Annotated in this window: 8 protein-coding genes; 1 reads left to right on the plus strand and 7 read right to left on the minus strand. The window is 63.4% G+C overall.

The window, feature by feature from the left end; all coding sequences use genetic code 11:
• Window position 1 precedes the first annotated feature (1 nt).
• The 7 genes from urtD to atzF all read right to left on the minus strand — a co-directional run bounded on the left by urtD (window position 2) and on the right by atzF (window position 10,913).
• Entirely contained in the window at window positions 2-793 is a 792-nt protein-coding gene (gene urtD / locus AB1748_RS04555) for an urea ABC transporter ATP-binding protein UrtD (protein ID WP_111141514.1), read from the minus strand.
• Window positions 790-1,863, minus strand: coding sequence for an urea ABC transporter permease subunit UrtC (gene urtC, locus AB1748_RS04560; protein WP_111141516.1), 1,074 nt, complete (start codon window positions 1,861-1,863; stop codon window positions 790-792). Before urtC ends, urtD begins: the two co-directional genes overlap by 4 nt.
• Entirely contained in the window at window positions 1,863-3,428 is a 1,566-nt protein-coding gene (gene urtB / locus AB1748_RS04565) for an urea ABC transporter permease subunit UrtB (protein ID WP_367396060.1), read from the minus strand. The genes urtC and urtB overlap by 1 nt, the downstream gene beginning before the upstream one ends.
• Window positions 3,429-3,505: 77 nt before the next feature.
• Complete coding sequence (gene urtA, locus AB1748_RS04570; protein ID WP_111141526.1) at window positions 3,506-4,774, minus strand: urea ABC transporter substrate-binding protein; 1,269 nt, start codon at window positions 4,772-4,774, stop codon at window positions 3,506-3,508.
• Between the two features lie 27 nt (window positions 4,775-4,801).
• On the minus strand, window positions 4,802-5,497 hold the full coding sequence (locus AB1748_RS04575; protein ID WP_111141520.1) for a GntR family transcriptional regulator: 696 nt from the start codon (window positions 5,495-5,497) through the stop codon (window positions 4,802-4,804).
• Window positions 5,494-9,123 carry an urea carboxylase gene (gene uca, locus AB1748_RS04580; protein ID WP_367396061.1) on the minus strand — a complete coding sequence of 1,210 codons (3,630 nt, stop codon included), beginning with the start codon at window positions 9,121-9,123 and terminating at the stop codon, window positions 5,494-5,496. The genes AB1748_RS04575 and uca overlap by 4 nt, the downstream gene beginning before the upstream one ends.
• 2 nt (window positions 9,124-9,125) lie before the next feature.
• Window positions 9,126-10,913, minus strand: coding sequence for an allophanate hydrolase (gene atzF / locus AB1748_RS04585; RefSeq protein WP_293774693.1), 1,788 nt, complete (start codon window positions 10,911-10,913; stop codon window positions 9,126-9,128).
• Window positions 10,914-11,182: 269 nt separating this feature from the next.
• Between atzF and sltY the strand changes: the two genes are divergently transcribed.
• On the plus strand, window positions 11,183-13,102 hold the full coding sequence (gene sltY / locus AB1748_RS04590) for a murein transglycosylase (RefSeq protein ID WP_293774696.1): 1,920 nt from the start codon (window positions 11,183-11,185) through the stop codon (window positions 13,100-13,102).
• The last annotated feature ends 16 nt before the right edge of the window (window positions 13,103-13,118 follow it).

Genomic DNA, 13,118 nt, shown 5'->3' on the forward strand with positions numbered 1-13,118 from the left:
CTCAGCGCCCCAGATAAACGTCGATAACCTGCTCGTTGGCCTGCACCTCGCGCAACGACCCTTCGGCCAGCACCTGACCCTGATGCAGCACCGTGACATGGTCGGCGATGGTCTCCACAAAACCCATGTCATGCTCCACCACCATCAGCGAGTGTTTGCCTGCCAGGCTGCGGAACAGCTCGGCGGTGTAGTCCGTCTCGGCGTCGGTCATGCCCGCCGCAGGCTCATCCAGCAGCAGCAGGTGCGGCTCCTGCACCAGCAGCATCCCGATCTCCAGAAACTGCTTCTGGCCGTGCGACAGCAGGCCCGCCCGGCGCTGGCGTTCAGCGCCCAGCCGCAGCATCTTCAGCACTTCATCAATGCGATCGCGCTGTTCGCTGTTGAGGCGGGCACGCAGGCTGGCCCAGACCGATTTATCGGTTTTAAGCGCGATCTCCAGATTCTCAGCGACCGTTAATGCCTCAAACACCGTGGGCTTCTGAAACTTGCGGCCGATACCGGCGCGGGCGATCTCCACCGGCGAAAGACGGGTCAGATCGCTGTCCTGGTCATAGATCACCCGGCCCGAATCGGGTCGGGTTTTGCCGGTGATCACATCCATCAGCGTGGTTTTGCCCGCGCCGTTAGGGCCGATCACGCAGCGGAGTTCACCGATGCCGATCTGCAGCGACAGATCGGTGAGCGCGCGAAAGCCCTCGAACGAGACGTTGATCTTCTCCAGCTGCAGCACCGGATCGCGCTGCAGCCGGTGACGATCCGCCCGCTGGGGCTGGGTAAACAGGGCATCACTCATGGTTTCCTCCGGCGCAGCAGGCCAATGACGCCAGAGGGCAGAAACAGCGTCACCAGAATGAACATCAGACCCAGAAAGAACAGCCAGTACTCCGGGAAGGCCACAGTGAAGATGCTGCGTGCGCCGTTGACAATCGCCGCCCCCAGCAGCGGGCCAATCAGCGTGCCGCGTCCGCCCAGCGCCACCCAGATGGCGGCTTCGATCGAGTTGGCCGGTGACATTTCTCCCGGATTAATAATGCCGACCTGCGGCACATAGAGCGCCCCGGCCAGGCCGCACAGCACAGCGGAGAGCGTCCAGACAAACAGCTTAAAGCCGCGCGGATCGTATCCGCAGAACATCAGACGATTCTCCGCATCCCGCACCGCGGTCAGCACCCGGCCAAACTTGCTGCGCGCCAGGGCAAAGCCGATCGCCAGGCTCAGCAGCAGCAGCAGCACCGTGGCAACGAACAGCCCGATACGGGTGCCCGTCGCCGTGACGGAAAAGCCGAGCAGGGTGGTAAAGCCGGTAAACCCGTTGTTGCCGCCAAACCCGGTTTCGTTGCGGAAGAACAGCAGCATACCGGCGTAGGTCAGCGCCTGGGTGATGATGGAGAAGTAGACGCCTTTGATTTTTGAGCGAAAAGCGAAGAAGCCAAACAGCCAGGCCAGCAGGCCCGGCACCAGCATGCTCAGGCAGAGCGCCCAGGCGAAGTACTGGGTGCCGGTCCAGAACCAGGGCAGCTCATGCCAGGAGAGAAAGGACATAAAGGCGGGTAAACCCTCGCCCGCGGCCTGGCGCATCAGGTACATGCCCATGGCATAGCCGCCCAGGGCGAAAAACAGGCCGTGCCCCAGCGACAGCAGACCGGCGTATCCCCACACCAGATCCAGCGCCACCGCGACCACCGCATAGCAGAGGATTTTGCCGACCAGCGTCAGGGTATAGGTCGAGAGGGCCAGCGGATGCGTGGCGGGCAGCAGCGCCAGAAACGGCATCAGCAGCAGCGCCAGCGCGACCAGCAGGCCGAGGCTGAGTGTCAGGCGCGGCGCGGTACGCGCCACGCGAAGCGTCATGGGTTGCGTCATCAGTCAGTCACCCTTCCTTTAACCGCAAACAGGCCCTGCGGGCGTTTCTGAATAAACAGCACGATGATCATCAGAATCAGGATCTTGCCCAGCACGGCGCCCATCTGCGGCTCCAGCACTTTGTTGAGAATGCCCAGGCTGAACGCCGCGACCACGGTGCCCGCCAGCTGGCCAACGCCACCCAGCACCACCACCAGAAACGAGTCGATGATGTAGCCCTGGCCCAGCTCCGGCCCGACATTGCCGAGCTGGGACAGCGCCACGCCACCCAGCCCGGCGATACCGGAGCCGAGGCCAAACGCCAGCATATCGACGCGGCCGGTTGGTACGCCGCAGCACTCCGCCATTGCACGATTCTGGGTTACGGCCCGGACGTTCATGCCCAGGCGGGTGCGGTTCAGCAGCAGCCAGGTGAGCGCCAGCACAAACACCACAAACAGGATCACCGCGATACGGTTCCACGGCAGTACCAGGTTAGGCAGCAGCGTCAGGCCGCCCGAGAGCCACACCGGATTCGCCACCTCCAGGTTCTGTGCGCCGAACAGCACCCGGACCAGCTGGGTCAGCATCAGGCTGATCCCCCAGGTGGCGAGCAGCGTCTCCAGCGGACGGCCATAGAGATGACGGATCACCGTGCGCTCCAGCGCCATGCCGATGGCGGCGGTGACCAGAAAGGCAACCGGCAGCGCCAGCAGCGGATACCAGGCTAAATAGTGCGGCGCGAACTGCTGAAACAGGCCCTGCACCCACCAGGTGGCATACGCGCCGAGCATCAGCATTTCACCGTGCGCCATGTTAATCACCCCGAGCAGACCGTAGGTGATCGCCAGGCCCAGCGCGGCCAGCAGCAGAATCGATCCGAGCGACAGGCCGCTGAAGGCCTGTCCCAGCAGATCGCCCCACATCAGCCGCTTCTGAATCTGTTGCAGGCTCTGCGCCGCCGCCGCCCGCACCGTGGGATCCGGCTCGTTCGCGGCCTGAGTCAGACGCTGCAGGCTGGACTGAGTATTGGGATCGCCGGACTCACCCAGCTGCTGAACCGCCCGCAGACGCACCATCGGCTCGCGATCGGCCAGCTGCAGATTCGCCAGCGCCAGCGCTAACGCGGTGTGGACCCGACTGTCCGGCTCGGCGGCCAGCCGCTGTTCCAGCAGGGGAAGCTGGTCCGCCATCCCCTCATTTTGCAACTGCCGGGCCGCGCGCAGGCGCAGAGCGACATCCGGGCTGACCAGCTGGTGGGCGGCCAGCGCAGTGTTGACCAGTACACGCAGCCGGTTGTTCATAAACAGTTTTTTCAGGCTGCCGGCAGGCTGCGCCACCGTGTCCAGCGGCTGCAGCGTTGCACCCTGCTGGCTGAACGGCTGCCTGTTCTGGTCGGTAACCACAGTTTCAGCATGCAGCGCCTCCAGCAGCGGCAGGCGCTGACTGTCGGGCGCCGCGGCCCACTGCTGCAGCAGCGCCGCCTGCTGACTGCGGCTGGCGGCCGCAAAGTCCGCAGCCGGTCCGGCGCTGGCCATCAGCGGCATCAGCAGCAGCAGGCTGAGAAAGCAGCGACATAGATTCATAAAGAGAGCCTCGTCAGGGGAGAGCATCGCAGCCGCATCACAGCAGGTGACGCGGCCGGGTTATCCGCCGCGCACCATTACTGCGCGGTTTTGACCGGGTGGTCGGGCTTTTTGTCGTTACCGGCGATATAGGGGCTCCACGGCTGCGCACGAACCGGCTGATCGGTCTGCCATACCACGCTGAACTGGCCGTTCTCTTCCACCTCGCCAATCATGACCGGCTTATGCAGATGGTGGTTGGTCTGATCCATCGTCAGGGTAAAGCCATCCGGGGCCTTAAAGGTCTGGCCGGCCATGGCCGCCCGCACTTTGTCGACGTCCGTGGTGCCCGCTTTTTCCACCGCCTGCGCCCACATATGGATCCCTACATAGGTTGCCTCCATCGGATCGTTGGTGACGACGGTGGCGGCGTTCGGCAGGTTGTGCGCTTTGGCGTAAGCGCGGTAATCGGCGACGAATCTGGCATTAACCGGATTATCAATCGACTCGAAATAGTTCCAGGCCGCTAACTGACCCACCAGCGGTCGGGTGTCGATGCCGCGCAGCTCCTCTTCGCCCACCGAGAAGGCGACGACCGGAATGTCAGTGGCCTTAATGCCCTGGTTGGCCAGCTCTTTGTAGAACGGCACGTTGGAGTCGCCATTGATGGTGGAGACCACGGCCGTTTTGCCGCCCGCCGCAAACTTTTTAATGTCCGCGACGATGGTCTGATAATCGCTGTAACCGAAAGGCGTATAGACCTCTTTGATATCGCTGTCCGCCACGCCTTTACTGTGCAGGAAGGCGCGCAGGATCTTGTTGGTGGTACGCGGATAGACGTAGTCGGTGCCCAGCAGGAAGAAGCGTTTCGCGCTGCCGCCATCTTCGCTCATCAGGTACTCCACGGCCGGGATCGCCTGCTGATTCGGCGCGGCACCGGTGTAGAAGACGTTGGGCGACATCTCTTCCCCTTCATACTGCACCGGGTAGAAGAGCAGGCCGTTCAGCTCTTCAAACACCGGCAACACCGACTTACGTGAAACCGAGGTCCAGCAGCCAAACACCACCGCCGCCTTGTCCTGCGTCAGCAGCTGGCGCGCTTTTTCGGCAAACAGCGGCCAGTTGGAGGCGGGATCCACCACCACCGGCTCCAGCTTTTTCCCCAGCACGCCCCCTCTGGCGTTGATCTCATCGATCGTCATCAGCGCCACATCTTTCAGCGGCGTTTCAGAAATCGCCATGGTGCCGGAGAGGGAATGCATGATCCCCACTTTGATGGTATCCGCAGCCTGGGCACTCCAGGTGAAACCCAGACTGACAACGGTGGCGGAGAGCGCAAAAGCCTTGATCAACGAACGTCTTTTCATCATCTGAACCCCTGAGTGGTAGTGGTATTATTCGGTGAGCTGAAGCCGGGCCTGCTGGAGGCGGTGCAGCGTGATCTTGCGGACTTCCGCCTTACTGACGGCGATGTGATCGGTCAGAATCTGTTGTGCCGTGGCACGCTGCTGCTGAAAAATTGCCTGTAAAATCTGCGCATGTTCCTGATAGGTGGCGCAGATGCGATCGTCGCGGGTGAAGTCGAGGCGACGGATGATGCGGATCTTCTCCGTGAGCTCGGCGTGGATGCGCGCCATCTCCGGATTACCGGCGGCGGCGACCAGCGTCATGTGAAACGCCTCATCATGCTGCGACACCACCAGTCCGTCGGCGAGCGCCTCCGACTCACACCAGAACTGGTTGAGTGCTTCGAGCAGCGCGGCGCACTGCGGCGCGGGCAGGGCGCAGAGGCGTTTTACCGCCTCGCACTCCAGCACGGTGCGCAGATCATAGAGCGATTCGAACCAGGCGAAATCGAAGGTTTTAATCTGCCAGCCGCTGCGAAACCAGACGTCCACAAAGCCTTCACGCTCCAGCCGGAACAGCGCCTGGCGCACCGGCGTGCGGCTGACCGCCATGCGCGCGGCGATTTCGCTTTCGCTGAAGCGATCGCCCGGCATCAGGCGAAAGGCAAAAATATCGTCCTTCAGGGCCTGATAGACCCGTTCGGCCAGCGCTTCGGGGCGCGCTTTCGGAGGATGTGCTCTCATTCTGCCTCCGGTTCAAGCCATAACAGGGTGTCGCCGGGCGTGACCGGCCGCCCCGCCTGACAGAGGATCCGCGTCACGCGGCCCGCCTGAGGCGCGACAATCGCCAGCTCCATCTTCATCGCCTCCACGATGATCAGCGTCTGACCGGCGCTGACCGCCTCGCCCGGCTGCACCAGCACTTTCCAGATGTTGCCATTGAGGTCAGCCTGCACGGCCAGGCCGCTGTGATCCTCGTCACTGACGCCGGTGGCGGCCTCCTGCACAGGCGGGGCGTTCTCCTCTTCCCGCGCCCAGTGCTGCACTTCCTGTTCAAAGGCGGCAGCCTGACGCTGGCGAAAGGCGGCGATCTCAGCGGCGTGATCGGCAAGGAACTGCTGATGAGTGGCGAAATCAAACTCGGTCTCTTCAATACGCAGGCTGGTGCGGCCTTCACGGAAATCTTCGCGCAGCCGATTCAGTTCGCTCTCACTCACCGGATAGAAGCGCACCTGGTCGAAGAAGCGCAGCAGCCATGGCGCATCGGCCGCGAACTGCGGATTTTTCAGGAAGGTGTTCCAGATCGGCAGCGTGCGGCCCACCAGCTGATAGCCGCCGGGCGAATCCATGCCGTAGATGCACATATACATGCCGCCGATGCCGACGGTACCTTCGGCGGTAAAGGTGCGCGCCGGACTGTATTTGGAACTCAGCAGGCGATGACGCGGATCGATCGGCACGGCGCAGGGGGCGCCGAGATAGACGTCGCCCAGTCCCAGCACCAGATAGCTGGCGTCGAACAGGGTATCGCGCACCGCTTCGCGGCTGCTCAGGCCGTTAATGCGCTGAATGAAATCGACGTTATTCGGCAGCCAGGGAGCCGTGGCGCGCACCGTCTCCTGATAGCGGCTGACGGCGCCCAGCGTGGCGCTGTCTTCAAACGCCATCGGCATCCACACGACGCGCGACGGCACTTTAAGGGTGCTGACATCGCCCAGCGTGGCCTCCAGCGCCAGCAGCAGCGACATCAGCCGCGCCTGGCTGATAACCAGGCTGTCGTAGCGCACCTGTAGCGACCGCACACCCGGCGACAGCTCCTCAATGCCTGGTTCAGCCTCTGCTTTCAGCGCATTCATCAGCAGATGCACGCGCAGGCGCAGCGCCAGATCCAGTACGTTATCGCCATACTCAATCAGCACATATTTGTCGCCCGCCTGGCGGTAGACCACGGCCGGTGTGCTGCCGGTCGCGTCCCGCGCGGCCAGGATCGTCGCGGAGCCGTGGGCAGTTTCGGCCAGCGACGGCACGGCAAACGCTGGCGGATGCTCCGGCCGCAGGGTCTCGATCAGATGCGTCTGCGCTTTTTCCCGCGCCAGCGCATCGTCTGCGGAAATCGGGTGGAAGCGGATGGTGTCGCCAGGTTTGACCTGACCCACCTTCCACAGCTCCGCTCTGGCGATGGTCACCGGACAGACAAAGCCGCCCAGACTGGGGCCGTCATGCGTCAGGATCACCGGAAAGTCGCCGGTAAAGTTGACCGCGCCGATGGCATATTCGCAGTCGTGTACGTTTGAGGGGTGCAGGCCCGCTTCACCGCCGTTGGCGCGGGTCCAGGTGGGTTTCGGGCCGACCAGCCGCACGCCGAGGCGGTTGGAGTTGTAGTGCACCTGCCAGTCACTGGCAAAGAACTCATCAATCGCGGCCTGGGTGAAGAAGTCTGGCGCGCCGTGCGGCCCGTAGAGGACGCCGATACGCCATTCGCTGCCGTAGTGCGGGATCAGCGCCGCGTCGAGCGGCTGCGGTGCGCTGATCGGGGCAGGGGTGGTGCAGGCCGCCTGTTCAGGCCGGGAGATCGGCAGCATATCGGCCACGCGCAGGGTGCGCCCGGCATGACCGCCGAACTGGCCCAGCGAGAAGGTGCTGCGGCTGCCGAGATAGACTGGCACGTCGAAGCCGTTGCGCACCGCCAGATAGCTGCGGCAGCCCTCTCGGGCGCGGCCCAGCGCCAGCGTCTGTCCCGCTTTTACCGTCAGCGGCTGCCAGTAGCTCACCGGCTCGCCATCCAGCGTGGCGTCACACGCCGCGCCGGTCAGCGCCAGCGTGGCATCGCAGTGGAAGCGCAGGGTCGGCCCCTGCAGCGTAAACTCCAGGCCCGCTGCCGATGCATGGTTCCCGACGATGCGGTTAGCCAGCCGGAAGGCGAAATCGTCCATCGGGCCGGAAGGCGGCACGCCGATGTCCCAGTAGCCGAGGCGGCCGGGATAGTCCTGAACCGAACTGAAGGTGCCGGGCTGCAGCACCTCCACCACCGGGGCGGCGGGCACCACGCTGTCGAGATAGCGGGTCCAGACGCTGCCGCTGCGAAACGTGTCGCTGGTGGTGATCTGCCGCAGGTAATCCAGGTTGGTGGCGATGCCGTGCAGCTGGGTGGCATTCAGCGCCTGCTGCAGTTTTTCCAGGGCCGCATCGCGGCTGTCGGCGTGCACAATCAGCTTGGCGATCATCGGATCGTAGAACCCGGAGACCTCGCTGCCGGTTTCGACACCCGTGTCGACCCGCACGCCCTCGGGAAAGACCACGCCCGTTAACAGGCCTGGGCTGGGCTGAAAGTTTTTCAGGGGATCTTCGGCATAGAGACGGACTTCAATCGCCGCCCCCTGCGGTGCCTGCTGCAGACGCGCCCAGTCCACCGCATCGCCCGCCGCCACCTGTAACATGCACGCCACCAGGTCCAGCCCGGTGACGCACTCCGTAACCGGATGTTCCACCTGCAGGCGGGTGTTGACCTCCAGGAAGTAGAATGTCTGCTGGCTGACGTCGTAGATATACTCCACGGTGCCCGCGCTGCGGTAGTTCACCAGCTCACCGAGCCGCACCGCCGACGCGAGCAGTGCCTCGCGCGTGGCGGGCGACAGGCCCGGCGCAGGCGTCTCCTCCACCACCTTCTGATTACGGCGCTGCAGCGAGCAGTCGCGTTCGCCCAGCGCCACCACGGTGCCGTTGCCGTCGCCAAAAATCTGGACTTCGATGTGACGGGCGCGATCGATACAGCGCTCCAGAAACACCCCGGCATCACTGAAAAACTGTTCGCCGAGGCGGCGCACGCTCTCCCAGGCGCTGGCCAGAGCCTGCGCATCGGCGCAGCGTGTCAGGCCAATGCCGCCGCCGCCTGCGGTGCTTTTCAGCATCACCGGATAGCCAATCTCATCGGCGGCCTGCAGCGCCGCCTCAAGCGACGCCAGCAGCGGCGTGCCCGGTGTCATCGGCACGCCCGCACGGGCCGCCAGTTCGCGCGCGCGGTGCTTCAGTCCGAACTCGCCAATCTGCTGCGCGGTCGGGCCAACAAAGGCGATGCCTGCCGCTTCGCAGGCTTCGGCAAACGGCTGGCTTTCGGAGAGAAAACCGTAGCCAGGCCAGATCGCCTGCGCGCCGCTCTGCTGCGCCGCCGCCAGAATTTTGTCGATGCGCAGATAGCTGTCGCTGGCTTTGTCGCCGCCCAGGGCGATAGCCACATCCGCCTGCCTGACGTGCCGGGCGTTGCGGTCGGCGTCAGAGTAGACCGCGACGCTTTTCACGCCGAGGCGCTTCAGGGTGCGGATGGCGCGACAGGCAATCTCGCCGCGGTTGGCAATCAGTACGGTGGTGAACATGATCAGTGACTCCCCTGTGATGCCAGCCAGTTGCGCCAGCCGCCCGTTTCAGTGATCTCCAGCGCGCCGTTCAGCGCCGCGCCTTCGCAGATAAAGCCTTTGACGACCCGGCCATCGGCCAGCGTCAGGTTGCCGATCCCCAGCGGCGCCGGGATCTCTGCCACAAACTCGCCGAAGCGCGCCAGCGGGATGTCCCACAGCTCCACGGCGATTGCGGCACCCTGTTCATCACGCATCAGGCCCGGCTTTTTGATCGCCCCCTCCAGCAGGGCAAACAGGCGGTAATGGGGCGCGGTCTGCGTCTCCCCGGCCCACACCGCCTGGCGTTCGGTAAGCTGGAAATTGAGCGGCATACCGGTGAGATGGGCGCCCACCACCGCCAGCCGGACGTGATCGGCTGAAGGGGGCAGCGTGGCGCGTCGGGTCGGAAAGGGCTGGCCGGTGGCGCCCAGCGGCAGCGCCAGTTGCTGCTGCCAGCGCAGACCAAACTCAGCCAGCGCCCGATCGTGCCAGGCCGGCGCGATCAGCGTGATACCGGCTGGCAGGTCGTCGTTGCGGAACGGCGCGGGCAGCGCCAGCGCCGCGAGGTCAGCAAGGTTGGTAAAGTTGGTGTAGGTGCCAAACTGCGAGTTGTAGTGGACGGGCTCCTGCTTCATCTCTTCCAGGGTGTGGATGGTGGGCGAGGTCGGCACTACCAGCGCGTCGAAAGGGGCCATCGCCTGCTGGATCTGGCGCGTCAGGTCGGCGCGCAGATACTCCGCTTTATATGCCTCCACCGCGCTGTAGTTCAGCCCGCTGGCGATGATGTTCTGCACGACCGGCTCCATCTGGTCGAGCATTTCGCCCACCGCCGCCGTGCGTTCGGCAACCCAGGGGCCGTAATAGAGCTGTTCAGCCAGCTGGCGGAACGGGGTGAAGTCGATGGGATGCAGCGTCGCGCCGCCTGCCTGCAGGGCCTCCAGCGCCCGATCCCAGGCGGCTTCGGCAGCAGCATCATCAAAAAAAGCTGGATCGGCCGGGATAGCAAAGTGAGGACGGGCGGGCAGGCTGGCCGGGGCGGTGCGCGGGTTGACGCGCGAATAGGCGTCGCCGCTGTCATAGCCGCCCATGAGCGTGGCGACGGTAAAGGCATCTTCGGTCGTCAGCGCAAAGATTGAGATGGTGTCGTTAAGCCGACAGGCGGGCACCACGCCGCGCGCAGAGAACCAGCCTTTGGTCGGTTTCAGGCCGACGATGTTGTTGAAACCTGCCGGGACGCGACCCGATCCGGCCGTATCGGTGCCGAGTGAAAAGGCGACCAGTCCGCGCGCCAGCACCGACGCCGAGCCAGAGCTGGAGCCGCCGCTGACATAGCCGGCGTCGAAGGTATTGCAGACCGCGCCGTAAGGCGAGCGGGTGCCCACCAGACCGGTCGCGAACTGATCGAGGTTGGTTTTGCCGATGACCACCGCGCCAGCGGCTTTCAGCCGGGCGACAGCCACCGCATCCTCACGGGCGGTGTAGGTAAAGGCGGGGCAGGCGGCGCTGGTGGGCCAGCCCATCACATCAATGTTGTCCTTGACCGCGAACGGTATCCCAAACAGCGGCAGCGCCGCAGGATCGCGCTGATAGTCCGCCAGCAGCGGCGCAATCTGTGCCGCTAACTGATCCGGTGTCGCCAGGGTGATCCAGGCGTTATCCTGCGGATCGATCTCCGCCAGGTGTGCGTTGAGCAGGGCGCTAATCTGCTGCGGTGCCTGCTGAATGCGCTGCTGCCAGGCGTGAAGCGTCAGGCCAATGGTCGATGTCATAAGAAGAATTCCAGCTGGTATACAAGATGGCATTCAACAGAGCAAAGGGTGTGCCAGTTTTTTAACGCGCTGATTCAACGGGTTAATGACGGTGGTGATAAGATTTTCTGATGATAATTTGCACAATCGCGGCGCGCAGCCTGAGCGATAGCGGTGCGCCGGGGGTCATGGTGCGTAAATTTTGTGAAGAACATGGCAAGAGTCCGGTGGCCTGGTTAGCATGAAGACTGTCTGGCAGTTCGCCGGGCCCAGCAACAGAGGAGATTTACGTGGTGAAGTGGCGTAACTGGATGATAGGGATCTGCCTGGCCGGCACGGCCAGCAGCGCATGGGCCGATTCGCTTGATCAACAACGGCAACGTTATCAACAAATTAAACAGGCCTGGGACAGCAACCAGATGGCCACCGTGGATCAGCTCCTGCCGACGCTGCAGGATTATCCGCTTTACCCTTATCTGCAGTATCGCCTGCTGGCGCAGGATCTCGATCAGGAGACCGCGCTGGCCGTGCAGAACTTTATTCGCCAGTATCCGACGCTGCCGCCTGCGCGATCGCTCAGCACCCGCTTTATCAACGTGCTGGCTTACCGCCAGGACTGGCAGGGCGTGCTGAACTTCAGCCCGACTGAACCTAAGCCGGTGCAGGCGCGCTGCAACTGGTACTACGCGAAATGGGCCACCGGCCAGCAGCAGGCCGCGTTCGACGGTGCGAAGCAGATCTGGCTGCGCGGCACGGCGCTGCCTGCGGACTGCGATAAGCTCTTCTCAGTCTGGCAGTCTTCCGGTCAGCTCTCACCGATTACCATCCTGGAGCGCATCCGGCTGGCGATGAAGGCTGGCAATGACAGCCTGGTAAGTTATCTGGCGAAAACGCTGCCAGCCGATTATCAGACCATGTCTGACGCAGTGCAGGCGCTGCAGCAGGATCCGCTGACGGTCAGCACCTTCGCCAGCAGCGTCGGTCCCACCGACTTCACCCGCCAGGCGACGATCTACGCCTTTACCCGTGTGGCGCGGCAGGATATGGAAAATGCCCGCAGCCTGATCCCGATTCTGGTCCGGGCGCAGAAGATGGGGCCGGAGGATGAGCAGGCGCTGAAGGAGATTGTCGTCTGGCGCATGATGGGCAGCGATCTCACCTCTGAGCAGGCGCGCTGGCGTGATGCGGTGGTGATGAACAGCGAGTCGACCGCGCTGCTGGAACGCCGGATTCGCCTGGCGCTCACGCAGCACGATCGGCGCGGTCTGAACACCTGGATCGCCCGTCTGCCGCTGGAAGCCAAAGAGAAAGATGAGTGGCAATACTGGCAGGCCGATCTGCTGTTTGAGAAAGGACGTAAAGAGGAAGCGGAAGAGATCCTGCGTAAGCTGATGCAGGCGCGCGGCTTCTATCCGATGGTAGCCGCTCAGCGTCTGGGCGTGGATTATCCGCTGCAGGTGGATGAAGCGCCGAAGCCAGACAGCGCCACGGTGCAGGGCCCCGAACTGGCCCGTGTTCGCGAGCTGATGTACTGGGGGCTGGATAACCTGGCACGCAGCGAGTGGAGCAATCTGATCGGCAGCCGCACGCATACCCAGCAGCAGATGCTGGCGCGATACGCGAATGAACAGGACTGGTGGGATCTCAGCGTGCAGGCGACCATCACGGCCAAAATGTGGGACAGCCTGAAGGAGCGTTTCCCGCTGGCATGGCGGAGCGTCTATGAGCGCAATACTGAAGTGAAGCAGATCCCGCCGAGCTATGCGATGGCGATCTCGCGTCAGGAGAGCGCCTGGAATCCCAAAGCCCGTTCCCCGGTCGGAGCCAGCGGTCTGATGCAGATCATGCCCGCAACCGCAGCGCATACCGTGAAGATGTATAACATTCCGGGCTACAGTAACGTCAGCCAGCTGCTGGATCCGGAAACCAATATCCAGATCGGCACCCAGTATCTGGAGTATGTCTATCAGCAGTTCAGCCAGAACCGGATCTTCGCTTCAGCGGCCTACAATGCCGGGCCTGGCCGGGTGCGCAGCTGGCAGAAAATCAGTGGCGGCAACCTTGATGCTGTGGCGTTTATCGAGACAATCCCCTTCTCCGAAACGCGCGGCTATGTGAAGAACGTTCTGGCGTATGACGCCTACTATCGTCACTTCATGGGCAAGCCTGACCAGATCCTGTCAGATGCTGAGTGGAATCGCCGTTACTAGCTGTGTTAAGCTTCCG

It is taken from the genome of Pantoea sp. Ep11b (genome assembly GCF_040783975.1).
GTDB lineage: Bacteria > Pseudomonadota > Gammaproteobacteria > Enterobacterales > Enterobacteriaceae > Pantoea.